General features: G+C 51.7%; 10 protein-coding genes and 1 tRNA gene. 5 read left to right on the forward strand and 6 right to left on the reverse strand.

Annotated features, from left to right (window positions below):
- Together ACTF5Z_RS09005 and ACTF5Z_RS09010 are read right to left on the reverse strand one after the other, a co-directional pair.
- Positions 1 to 300 (reverse strand): SDR family NAD(P)-dependent oxidoreductase (locus ACTF5Z_RS09005; RefSeq protein ID WP_438985344.1); only part of this gene is annotated, 300 nt, incomplete at its 3' end.
- 140 nt (positions 301 to 440) lie between these two features.
- Entirely contained in the window at positions 441 to 1520 is a 1080-nt protein-coding gene (locus ACTF5Z_RS09010) for a sterol desaturase family protein (RefSeq protein WP_438985345.1), read from the reverse strand.
- Positions 1521 to 1685: 165 nt separating this feature from the next.
- Here ACTF5Z_RS09010 and ACTF5Z_RS09015 point away from each other — a divergent pair, with 165 nt between their 5' ends.
- The 3 genes from ACTF5Z_RS09015 to ACTF5Z_RS09025 are packed head-to-tail and all read left to right on the forward strand — an operon-like array spanning position 1686 to position 5356.
- On the forward strand, positions 1686 to 2171 hold the full coding sequence (locus ACTF5Z_RS09015) for a (2Fe-2S)-binding protein (protein WP_423849946.1): 486 nt from the start codon (positions 1686 to 1688) through the stop codon (positions 2169 to 2171).
- Positions 2164 to 4371, forward strand: coding sequence for a molybdopterin cofactor-binding domain-containing protein (locus tag ACTF5Z_RS09020; protein WP_438985346.1), 2208 nt, complete (start codon positions 2164 to 2166; stop codon positions 4369 to 4371). Before ACTF5Z_RS09015 ends, ACTF5Z_RS09020 begins: the two co-directional genes overlap by 8 nt.
- A complete protein-coding gene (locus tag ACTF5Z_RS09025) occupies positions 4361 to 5356 on the forward strand; it encodes an XdhC family protein (protein ID WP_438985347.1) in 996 nt (331 codons plus the stop codon). The genes ACTF5Z_RS09020 and ACTF5Z_RS09025 overlap by 11 nt, the downstream gene beginning before the upstream one ends.
- 16 nt (positions 5357 to 5372) lie before the next feature.
- On the opposite strand, the gene ACTF5Z_RS09030 is transcribed toward ACTF5Z_RS09025, so the two are convergent.
- A complete protein-coding gene (locus ACTF5Z_RS09030; protein ID WP_438985348.1) occupies positions 5373 to 5942 on the reverse strand; it encodes a nucleotidyltransferase family protein in 570 nt (189 codons plus the stop codon).
- A 182-nt stretch (positions 5943 to 6124) separates the two neighbouring features.
- Here ACTF5Z_RS09030 and ACTF5Z_RS09035 point away from each other — a divergent pair, with 182 nt between their 5' ends.
- Together ACTF5Z_RS09035 and ACTF5Z_RS09040 are read left to right on the forward strand one after the other, a co-directional pair.
- Complete coding sequence (locus ACTF5Z_RS09035; protein ID WP_438985349.1) at positions 6125 to 8398, forward strand: ABC transporter substrate-binding protein; 2274 nt, start codon at positions 6125 to 6127, stop codon at positions 8396 to 8398.
- Positions 8399 to 8533: 135 nt separating this feature from the next.
- Entirely contained in the window at positions 8534 to 9214 is a 681-nt protein-coding gene (locus ACTF5Z_RS09040; RefSeq protein WP_423850334.1) for a TIGR00153 family protein, read from the forward strand.
- A gap of 62 nt (positions 9215 to 9276) precedes the next feature.
- On the opposite strand, the gene ACTF5Z_RS09045 is transcribed toward ACTF5Z_RS09040, so the two are convergent.
- From ACTF5Z_RS09045 to ACTF5Z_RS09055, 3 genes are all read right to left on the reverse strand, one after another.
- Positions 9277 to 10494, reverse strand: coding sequence for a putative porin (locus tag ACTF5Z_RS09045; RefSeq protein ID WP_438985350.1), 1218 nt, complete (start codon positions 10492 to 10494; stop codon positions 9277 to 9279).
- A 240-nt stretch (positions 10495 to 10734) separates the two neighbouring features.
- Positions 10735 to 10810 (reverse strand) — tRNA-Phe (locus tag ACTF5Z_RS09050).
- Between the two features lie 58 nt (positions 10811 to 10868).
- Positions 10869 to 11463 (reverse strand): OmpA/MotB family protein (locus ACTF5Z_RS09055; protein ID WP_438985351.1); only part of this gene is annotated, 595 nt, incomplete at its 5' end.

The following is an 11463-nucleotide window of genomic DNA, read 5'->3' on the forward strand; positions in this document are numbered from 1 at the left end:
TTCTAATATGGGCTTATTGACCACCATGCCCGCGTTGTTGAAGAGTAAGTTGACGTGCCCAAACTGCTCGAATACTTCTTTCGCTAAGATCTGTAGTTGTATTGAATCACTGACGTCTACCAGCCGGCAGAACGCCTGCTCGTTAAATGCTTTAAGCTCGGGTTCGAGAGCGCTGAGTCCATTTTGATCTTTGTCGATCGCAATAACGATGTGGCCACGTTCGGCGGCAAGTAAGGCGATAGCGCGGCCAATGCCGCTCGCAGCGCCGGTGACGACGGCTGTGGGTACAGACTTGCTCATAGCTTTGCCTTTTATAATTAGTGGTGGTTCCTCACTCTAACCGCTAGTCATGTGGGGCGGCAATATTCAGTGCAAGTGTAATCGTGAGATTGTTTAGTTCAAATGCAGTGCGAAACCTCGCGCGAGTTGTGCACATTTTATCAATGGTCTTGTGTCGCGACTGAAGTCGTACTGGAGTAGGCATGCCACCGCGTAAACACATGCATTATTAGACCAAGCGCCAATGTTGCCACTAACACCACGACAGTGCCGAGTTGCTCGGCGTACCAAAGTAGCGCGGTAACTGCGATTAAACACAGCATAAAGCTCGCTGTGGCAACTGCCCGTTGTGGTCCCGTTGCCTCTGGTTCGTATTTAATAAAGTCGATATCAAATTGAGATTCAGGTTTGGATTGTGCGTGCCACTCCGGTCCTTTCCACCACAACGCCAGTTTGTTGCCCAAGCCTCGGGTAGCGCGCATCTCGACGAAGCGGTCGCGGTACACCTGCAGGTTCGCGACAAGTGGGCTCCAGTTGTGTAAATGCGAGCGCGTACCGTAGCGGCAGGGGTCGTTATCATCTTCTTCTTGGAAGGTTCCGAACAGTCGGTCCCACAGAATCAAAATGCCGCCATAGTTTTTGTCGAGGTAGGCATCATTCACTGCGTGATGCACTCGGTGGTTTGACGGCGAGCAGAAGACTCGATCAAACCATCCCAGCTTGCCCACTTGCTCGGTATGCACCCAGTATTGATACAGCAAGTTTATTAACCCAGCGACACCCACGACCTCGGGTGGAAACCCGAGTAAGGCAAGGGGTAGGTAAAAAATCCAGCCAAACATCCAGCCGGTGCTGGTTTGGCGCAGCGCCGTTGATAAGTTGTAGTCTTCGCTTTGGTGGTGCACAGCATGCGCCGCCCAAAATAAGGTAATTCGATGACCCGCGCGGTGATTCCAATAGTAGGCCAAGTCGTACAAGACAATGGCTGCGACCCAAACCCATAAGGCGTCCGCTGACAGGGGTGACACGGCCAAATACGGATAGGCCATGGCATAAATCGCAAAGCCGAGTGTTTTGACACAAAGATTTACTAGCTGGCTTAACATACCCGTGCTAATGCTGCTCATGGCATCGTAGAGCCGGTAGGTATTGTTGTTGCGCACAATTCCCACCAGCAATTCCATGCCGATCATGGCGAAGAATACGGGTACTGCAAACACAATGACTTGAGACTCGGTCATGTAGCTAGCCTAGATGTTCAATATGTGCATTTTAGTTCAATAATGTGGCTACAGTCGTGTCATAAATCAAGCCCCATTAAATTCACCAATGGACTAGGCGTCCACCTTGCCCTGAGGGGCGTAACAAGGTACAAGTTCCGTGATAACAATTGACAAGGATAAGCCATGCAAATCACCATCAATGGACAGCAGTATTCGGTCGACGTCGCACCTGATACGCCACTACTGTGGTTCATACGCGATACGCTCGGTCTAACGGGTACCAAATTCGGATGTGGTATCGCTCAGTGTGGCGCTTGCACGGTGCATTTGAATGGCGCGCCGATTCGTTCCTGTGTTACTCCAGTGGCGGCAGCTCAAGGCGCGCAAGTCACGACGATTGAGGGCTTGGCGCAAGAGGGGCAATTGCACCCTGTGCAGCAGGCTTGGTTGGATTTGCAGGTGCCTCAGTGTGGCTACTGTCAGTCAGGCCAGATCTTATCCGCGGTGGCTTTGCTCGAGACTAACCCCAACCCAAGTGATGAAGATATTAATACGGCTATGTCGGGGAATATCTGTCGCTGCGGTATGTATTCGCGCATTCGCGCAGCCATAAAACAAGCCGCTGGTGTGCAGATGTTTGATCCTGCCATGGAGGTGGCCAATGGGTAAGTGGACGCGCAGAGGGTTTATCACTGCCGGCGTTATTGGCGGCGGCGCATTAGTGGTGGGCGTTGCACTGCGCCCGGGCAATCGCAACGATATGCTTCGACCATACGTCGAGGGGCCTGATGAGGTACTGGTGAACACCTGGCTAAAAATTGACTCCGCCAATCGCGTGACGGTGATTGTTCCGCATTCGGAAATGGGTCAGGGTGCGCAAACGGTGTTGGCGCAAATGTTGGCCGATGAGTTAGATGCAAAATGGGATGACGTCAGTTTTGTTGAGGCGCCCGCGCAGGATGAATACGCCAACTATGCATTAGGTTACGGCTATTTGTTTGGCGGTATGCAGGTGCCTGAGATTTTGGTCGGTACGCTTACCGGTGTGACCCTGCAGGCATCGAAAGCTATGCACATGCAAATTACTGGCGGCAGTATGAGTATTCGTACGACCGGTGAGTTCGGCATGCGCGTGGCCGGTGCTGCTGCTCGAGAAATGTTGCTAGAGGCGGCCAGTGAGGCGTGGAATGTGCCTGTGAATCAGCTGCGAACGGACCAAGGACAAATCTTTAAAAGCGACGGCAGTATCGCCGCACCTTACTCAGAGTTTGCTGCCGCAGCCGGTGAGAAAACACCGCCGTACTCGCCAAAACTTAAAGAGGTATCGCAGTATCGTTTGATGGGTAAAAACATCCCGCGCCGCGACTTGCCCGCTAAAGTCGATGGCAGCGCGATGTTTGGCATTGACGTATCAGTGCCCGGTATGAAAGTGGCAACGATTAAGGCAGCGCCAGTGTTTGGCGCTAGGGTCGATTCGTTTGACTCAAGTTCAGCACTGACGCTTGCAGGTGTCGAGCGGGTGGTTGCATTAGATGACGCCGTGGCCGTGGTCGCCGACTCGTATTGGAATGCCAAAAAAGGGTTAGAGGCGGTTAACATCCGTTGGGCGGAGCATGAGAACAGCGGCTTGAGCCAAGCGTCGATTTTCGAGCAGTTCGAGTCGGCGATTGACGCCGCTTTGGCGTCCAATGAAGTCGAGCCCGAGATAAGCGTGGGCGACGCGCCGGCGGCACTGAATCAGGCCCGTGATGTGCTGGATGTCACCTATCGCGTACCTTACTTAGCGCACGCGTGTATGGAGCCTATGAATGCGACGGCCTCTGTCGTGGGCGACAGCTGCGAAATATGGGTGGGCAGCCAAAACCCCTTGGGGGCTAAACACGCTGTGGCAGAAGCTTTGGGCATTCCGGCTGAGAATATCATCATTCACAATTATCTGATGGGTGGCGGGTTTGGGCGTCGCTCGTTTTACGACACCATCGTGCAAGCGGCAAAAATTTCGCAGCAGGTGGGCAGCCCTGTGAAGTTGGTGTGGTCGCGCGAAGAGGACATGCAGCACGACTTTTATCGCCCAGCGTTTAGCAGCCGTTTTCAAGCACAGATTGATTCGAAGGGTCAGCCTGTGGCGTGGCGTAATCTGTTCGTGAACAAAGGCGAGCCACACGAGGCTCCACATATTCCTTACGCCATACCCAATGTCTGGATTGGTTCGGTAGAGAAGCAAATGCCTATCCCTACTGGTCCTTGGCGCAGTGTCGATCACTCGCAGCACGCCTTTTTTACCGAGTCGATGATTGACGAACTAGCGCACGCGGCCAAACAAGATCCGCTGCAGTTCCGTCGAACTTTACTGCAAGACAAACCTCGCCACCTCGCCATTATTGACCGTTTAGAAGAACTGTCTAACTGGCAGCAGGTCCTGCCCGAAGGTCATGGTCGAGGTATCGCGATACACGAATGTTTTGGATCGATTGTCGGTCAAGTGGCAGAGGTCTCTGTACAAGATGGCACATTGCGCGTGCATCGCGTCGCTTGTGTTGCGGACCCGGGTTTTGCCATGTCGCCTGATGGTTTTACGGCACAAATGGAATCGGGCATTTTATACGGCATGTCGGCAGCCTTGAGCGGTAACATCGAGATCCAAGGCGGTGCGGTTAAACAATCGAATTTCCACGATTATACGTCGGTGCGCATGGCTGCGAGCCCCGAAATTAACGTCGAGATTTTCGATAGTGGTGCTCCCACTGGGGGTGCAGGCGAGCCCGGCACGCCGCCCATTGCGCCTGCTATAACCAATGCCATTTATGCGGCTGTTGGTGTACGTGTGCGTGAGTTGCCGGTTGCCAAGCAGGGTTTTAATGTCGCTTAAGCTTCAAGTCACACACGCAGAGATTATCGGAGCAGCGCTTAAAGCGGTGCGTCAGGGGCTTGATGCTTGGCTGGTCACGATTGTCGAAATCACCGGGTCGTTGCCTCGACCCTTGGGCTCAATGATGGTCCATAGCGAGTTAGCGACCCTAGGGTCGGTCTCGGGCGGCTGTGTTGAAGAATGCCTGATCGAGCGTTTGCAGTTGGGAGAGTTTCCTGCAGGTACGGCGCGATTAACCAAATACGGCGTCGATGCCGATGATAACGAGCGCTATGGGCTTCCCTGTGGCGGTAAGTTAACGCTGTTAGTCGAAGCACTTGGAGCGCGTGATGAATCTTGGCTACAGGAATTGCACGCTACACTTTTAGCTCGACATTTTGTCGAGCGAGCCATCAAACTTGAGCCTTACCACTGTTCTTTGAGTACCACCTCGATGTTGAATTCGCCGGCGGTTGATTGGCAGCAAACCTGCGGTATGCACCGGTTAGGTCCAGAGCATCGTTTAGTGTTGATCGGGGCGGGGCAGTTGGCTGAGACCCTGTCAGCGCTTGCTCTACAAATGGAGTATCAGATTATTGTGCTCGACCCGCGTCAGGATAAGGTCGACGGATGGCGGGGCTCTGACGTGAGTGTTCACGTGTTGATAGGGATCGATCAGCTCGCCGCCTACGCCGATTCACACACCAGTTTGATTACACTGACCCATGACCGCGATATTGATGATAACGCGTTGTTTGCCGCTGCAGACTTGCCCTACGTCTTCATTGGCGCCTTGGGGTCACGACGTACGAGTGCGAATCGCAGTTCACGGTTGCGAGCAAGAGGGTTAAGCGAAGAGGCACTTGCGCGCATTCACGCGCCAGTAGGCATCGATATCGGTAGTAAAACACCGATGGAAATTGCGGTGTCGATCTTAGCTCAGCTCACCCAGCTTAAGCGTGGTGCCATGAGTCAGTCTGGCCAAGTTTGTCGCAGCGTGGCGTAACCAAGCGAGCAGGCGGTCAGCACTGCCAAGCTTGGTAGTCTTCTTGGGTATCGATATCGACCAAGATTCCCGCATCGTTAAGATCTAGCACACGGCATAAATCTGAGTGCTTTTTGATCAAGTCTTTAGCACCTTGATCGCCCTTCAGTAACGCTAGTTCTGGCCACAGTGAGTGCGAAAAACCGCGCGGGTTGCCCCACTGCTGTTGATAGCTTGGAATCACAATCGAGTGATGTTGCAGTTCGTGCGCAATTTTCTGGAAAGTAGACGCCTTGACCAAGGGCATATCGGCCAGGTGCACAATGACGCCGCCCCAAGAGTCGGGCAACGCGCCAATAGCGTGCGCCAGTGTGTGGCCTAAGCCTAAGTCTGACTCCTCAACGCGAATACAGTTTGGCCCGCATAGTTGCGCGATCAGATCGTCTTCTTTCCGACAACTCAGGGCAATGCGGTAGCTCAAACCACTGTCGCGGCACAGCTGTATTGATCGCTCGAGGAGCCGGGTTTCCCGCCAGGACAGCAAACGTTTGTCTGTTCCCATGCGGCGGCTTTGACCCGCGGCGAGTATTAAAATTCCTACTGGCATCTTGCCCTCAACGTTACCCCTAATTGAGTTTGCCTGAATTTAAATGGGTTTGATAGGACATGGCGAGGCATTACGAGTGCGCACAAAGCGTAGGGTGCAGTAAGCATTTTATTTTGCGCGTTCATTTTAATGCCTGTTAGAGCGTTTCGTTTTACACTTAGGGCTTGAAATTGGGAGTAGCAATGACGCTAAGAGTAGGGCTCATTTTACTATTGTTGTGCACCAACGCGTTTGCCAACGATTTGCAGTACGTGCGGGTTCAGCTTGAATGGAAATATCAGTTCGAATTTGCAGGCTTTATAGCCGCCAAAGAGCTGGGCTATTATCGTGAGGTAGGGCTTGATGTCGACTTGGTGGAATACGAACCAGCGGTCGATAATATCTTGTCGCTGATTCAAGGCGACGCCGATTATGTGGTGCACAATTCCAACTTGGTGGTACACGGTGGCCACATTGCGCCGGTTGTAGTGCTGGCCACCTACTTTCAGCGGTCGCCTTTAATTTTTGTGACCCACCCATCGATTCGGACCCCCGGAGATTTGGTTGGCAAGCGCATTATGGGTACGACCGATGAGTTTCGTTATAGTTCACTCGCCTTGCTGCTGAATCACTTTTACGTTAATTCCACTAACTCCGATGTTCGTGAACACACCTTCAGTATTGACGACTTTATTCAGGGCAAAGTCGATGCGATGAGCGCGTTTCGCTCGAATCAGCTCTACGAGCTTGATCGTTTGGGTGTCTCCTACAATGTCATCGACCCTGCCGATTATGGTTTTGTTAGCAGCGCTGTAAGCGTATTGGCCACCCAAAACGCTGTTGTGCAAAACCCTGAGCAGACCCAACGTTTTGTGGAGGCCACGAATCGCGGTTGGCAATACGCGCTCGATAACGTTGATGAAGTCATCAACATGATCTTAGAGCGCTACTCGCAGCAAAAAAGTGCGGAGGCGTTACGCTACGAGGCTGCGGTTTCCGAACAGATGATGCAGTTAGATCTGTTTCCGCTAGGCGCCACCAGCGATGAGTTGGGCCAGCGCATTTTTAAGCAGTTAAAACGAAGTGGCTTGTTACACGCGGATGAACAGTACAAGCAGTATACGCTGGACACCCTGTTAGCGAAGCTCGGTCAAGAAATGCAGTTAAGCCCGTCGCAGCGTCAATACGTACTCGATAAAGGCGAGCTGATAGCCTGCATTCAAGGCGATAATTTGCCCTTGGAGGCATTTCAGTCACAAGCGTACGTGGGTATTGTGGCAGAGCTGCTGCAAGCGGCTTTTCGGCGTGATGTACCCGTACCCTTGCGCGTGCATCCGGTGGCATCCGGCGAGAGCTGGCAAGAAGCCTTGTCGCGCGGGCGTTGCGATTTTGTCTCGATGGCTGTTGCCAACGGCAAAGATAAAAACTTTTTCTACAGCCGAGAGTATTTACAGCAGCCCTTACTTTTAGCCACCAGCATCGATACCTTATTTGTTAGCGACTTGCACCGATTAAGTCAGCGAACCATTGGTACCGTAAATGACGAGCCTATTCTTGAGCGACTCCGTGCTACTTATCCAGAACTGAAGTTTGTGCCACAAGATGACTCGCGCGACGCTCTAACCGCGGTCGCAAATGGTGAACTGTTTGGTTATATTGACGAGTCCAGTGTCATTGCAAACCAAATTCAAAAAACGTACTCCGATTCGTTAAAGATTGGCGCAACTCTGGGGCAGGGCATTGGTTTTGCGATGGCCGTAGCCCAAGGTAATAACGAACTACTCGAGATTTTAGACGGTGTCGCTGCGCGAATCAGTAGCGATGAGTTAGCGATACAGCGGGCTTACAACAATTGGGTGAGTGTGCGCAATGAAACAGCGTTTGACTACACCTTGTTTTGGCAAATCTTTGCCGGTGTGGCCGTAGCCGGTGCGTTTTTGTTTATCAATAATCTGCGTTTGCGCCGCCTGAGCCACCAGTTGCTGACCATGTCAATTACCGACTCGCTCACGGGAGTAGGTAATCGCGCACGAGCTGATCAGCTGCTTCGGTCTGCGCATCGGGATCTTAAAAAGGGTGCGCCAGGTTGTGGTTTGATTTTATGCGATATCGACCATTTTAAAACGATTAACGATACACATGGTCATCAGGTCGGTGACGTTATCTTGAAAGAGTTCGCGGCTACACTATTGTCGGCTATGCGCAGTGATGCTGAGATTTGTCGGTGGGGTGGTGAAGAATTTTTGATACTGATTCGAGAGACCGATGAGCACGGCCTGCAGGTATTGGCTGATCGCCTTCGCACCTGTATTGCTGAAACCACCTTTAGTGCAGGGCTAAAGGTCACCGCAAGTTTTGGCTTTGGTATGCAGAATCCAAACATCAGTATCGATCGCAACATTACCAACATCGACGATGCCTTATACCAAGCCAAAAATTCGGGGCGGAATTGCGCTGTGGCGGCGGATATTCATTAACACCACGGTAATACTGCCCTTTATGACAAGTATTACAATTAGTTTACAGTTTTGTTACACTGCGTCTAAGAACCGCTTGTAGGTTCCTAAAAACCCTACCTTTTTAATCATACTCGTGAGAGTACGGAGCGAAAAATGTCGATTAGAATGCCTATTGCTGATTTGGTGGTTAAGTCACCAATCGAAACCATTACCCAACACATCGCTGCTACGCTAGAAGCGACCGAGGCGTTGTTACCATTTCTAGAGGCCGAGTTCAGCAAAAGCTGGGAGCAAGCTGCAGAGCTTCATAAGACTGTAGTAGCCAGTGAACATCGTGCCGATGAATTAAAAGCCGAGTTTCGCAAGAATATGCCAAAGCGCTTGATGATGCCGGTATCGCGCACCGATTTGTTACGCCTGATTACATCGCAAGACAAAATTGCTAACTGCGCGAAAGATATCGCTGGCATTATTGTCGGGCGTCGAATGCGGTTTCCAAAGCCTATGCGCGCTGGAGTCCTCGATTTCGTAAGAACTTCCGTCGAAGCGGTTCGTTACGCGAAAGAAGCGGTTAATCAACTGGATATTTACGTGAAGTCGGGCTTCGGGCAAAACAATCTTGAGCGTGTCGAGGCGGCCTTGGCTCGAATTGATGAAGCCGAGCGGCAAACCGATACCATGCAAAGCGATCTGCGTGCCCAGCTGTTTAAGCTAGAGAAAGACCTTTCGCCAGTCGAAGCCATGTTTTTGTACGAAGTCTTGGTTTGGATTGGCGACATTGCCGATAACGCCGAGGATGTGGGTAACCACGTTCAGTCGATAGCACTTAGCTAATCAGGCTGATAGGTCACCCATATAAAGCCCCAGTCTTGTGGAAGGTCGGGGCTTTTTTGTGGCTAGTACTTCATCGAGAAATCAAGAACCAGACGCTTGTAATCCAGCGGGTTTGGGTCGGTGTAGGTGGTTCTTTCGGTATCCGAGTACAACAGGTTAATAGCGAGGGCAGAGCTTGCTTTGTAGCTCAGCGTTAACTGTGACCCTTCGCCTCCGGTACCGCCACCCGCGAAATCTGAATCGGTGAGCAGTGCGACGGTGGCTTCGTTTTCGAGATTCTGCCAAGCGGCCTGAAAAGCCCAGTCGCCGGTATTTTTTGCTTTACCAATATTTAGGCCAAGCACGTAGCCCGTGTTGTCGCTGTTTGCTTGCGCGTTCTCGATCCAGTGCGCAAAGCCGTTGACGCTGCTCGTAAAGTTGGCTTCTACGAATGCCTCGATGACGTGGTAGTCGTTAGTGAAAACACAGGTGCCGTTGTTGCAGTCTTGATAGTTACCCAATTTGATGGTGTCGCCGGACCAAAAGGCTGCATCGCCTGATAGGTTGGCTTCGAAATAACCTAAACCAAGGTTTAACTTCGTGTCGCCTAATTGGGCTTTATACATCCCTTGCAAAGCGTAGACAGCGCGTTCATTGCTATTTTTGGTGTCGCTCTCAAGCCAAAAGCTGCCGGCGGTCAATTCGAAATCACCCGTCTGCGTGGTTAAAAATACACCTTCTGGGCGGTAGTCAGAATCCCACACTAAACCGTATTTGCCGGGACGATGCAGCGGGTTTTTCATTTTGCCCGCAAACACGTTCACTTGATCATTTAAGGGGTAGATAACGTACGCCATATCAAGCTGCAGTCCTTTGCTGGTACCGCCGCCACCAAGGGTCTGGTTGGTTGATGTGGGGCTGTCGCCACCTGAGGCCACACCAAACACGCCAGTAAAATCGTTGCCTTTATAAGTCAGCGATGCGCGTGCACGGAGTCGCTCGCGTTCGCGACGGTCTGAACCTTGCTTCTCTATAGACTCATAGCGCAAGCGGAAATCGCTCGCTAGGGTTACGCGCGACTCTTGCGCCGATTTTGCAGCCACCGGATTGCGCTTAGCTAACGCGGTCAGATCTTCGACCGGCACCTTTTGACCTTCGACATCGGCTAGGCGTTGCTCAAGCTTCATCACCAGCGCTTTAAGTTGATCTACCTCAGACTTGAGTGCATCCACATCGCTACCGCCGGCGGCGATTGTGTGTGCTGATGCGAGTGCAAGAGCAAGTGGGAGTGTGCGGCGCATAATTGTGGTCTCTTTATCGATGGCGGGATCCTATCGTTAAATTATGTCACTTTTATTACAAAGTGACATTTAAGCTACATTTTTATTGCAGATGTGTGTCATTAAAGTGACGGTTTTATGTAATTATTGTTACGAGTTCTGGGTGTTAGTGTTTGAACGATGAAAAAGGCGATGGCGTGACAAAACCATGCACCCAGAGTGAACATCACGTATCGAAAAATTGAGGTTTTTTGGGGAGGATGGTGCCCAGGGACGGAATCGAACCGCCGACACGGGGATTTTCAATCCCCTGCTCTACCGACTGAGCTACCTGGGCGCAAAAAGCGAAGGCGCGTATTAAACCTTTGCGCGGGCCTGTAGTCAAGAGGCCTGCGTTAATTATCGATGATGATTTCAACCCGCCGGTTACGCTGGCGGCCCTCTGGCGTTTCGTTGGTATCAACCGGTTCGGTATCGGCAAAACCTGTGACCGAAAAGCGCGTCTCAGCTAAACCTTGATTGTTGATCATGTGGTTTGCCACCGAGCTTGCCCGAGCCGAGGATAGATCCCAGTTGGAGGCAAACTGATCCGAAAAGCCTACCGGCCTGTTATCCGAGTGACCTTGGACGCGAATCAGAGAGTCTGAATCGGCAATGGTGCGAGCAATTTGGTTAATGGTCGACAGAATCGAAGGGTCCAGGTCTGCGGTGCCACTTAAGAACAGGCCTTTATCTTCTAGTGTGATAGTGAACTGCTCGTTACTGCGAACGATCTTGGCATCACCTGCCTCAACCTGGTTGGCAAGTACCAGCTGCAGTTGTTGAAACTGCGCATCAATGTCGGCTTGTTTCTTAGCCGCATCGGCGGCTTGCCGTTTGAGGCGTTCTTGCGCATTTTCACTGACTTGCTTGGCGATAACTAAATCGGTGACAACAACCGATTTAGCCTCTGCGAGTTTGGCGTATAGCTCGATGGCTTCTTGATTCATT

It is taken from the genome of Aequoribacter sp., assembly GCF_965659035.1.
Classification (GTDB): Bacteria; Pseudomonadota; Gammaproteobacteria; order Pseudomonadales; family Halieaceae; genus Aequoribacter.